Annotated in this window: 1 protein-coding gene; it reads left to right on the top strand. The window is 70.3% G+C overall.

The window, feature by feature from the left end; genetic code table 11:
• The coding region (locus V5O46_RS31660) for an SDR family NAD(P)-dependent oxidoreductase (protein WP_332888181.1) at window positions 1–434 on the top strand (434 nt) is incomplete at both ends.

Below are 434 nucleotides of genomic sequence, written 5' to 3'. Positions count from 1 at the left end.
CACGGTGTGCGTCGGCTGGTGCTGGTGAGCCGTCGGGGTGGTGCCGAGGACCTGGTCGCGGAGTTGGGTGGGTTGGGTGCCGCTGTGGATGTGGTGGCGTGTGATGTGTCCGATCTGGGTGGGCTGGAGCGCGTGGTCGCGTCCTTCCCGTTGACGGGCGTTGTGCACGCGGCGGGTGTCCTTGACGACGGCACGGTCGAGTCGCTCACCTCCGAGCGGGTCGAGGGGGTGCTGAAGGCGAAGGTCGACGGTGCCTGGCATCTGCACAAGCTGACGTCCGGTCTGAACCTGCGTGCCTTCGTGCTGTTCTCGTCGCTCGCGGGTGTTGTGGGCAGTGCGGGTCAGGGTGGGTACGCGGCGGCGAACGCCGCGCTCGACGCGCTCGCGGAGCACCGGCGGGCACAGGGCCTGCCCGCCACCTCCATCGCCTGGGG

This window comes from Streptomyces poriticola (assembly GCF_036689765.1).
In the GTDB taxonomy this organism is placed as follows: Bacteria; Actinomycetota; Actinomycetes; order Streptomycetales; family Streptomycetaceae; genus Streptomyces; species Streptomyces poriticola.
This window is presented reverse-complemented; position numbering and strand designations above follow the sequence as displayed.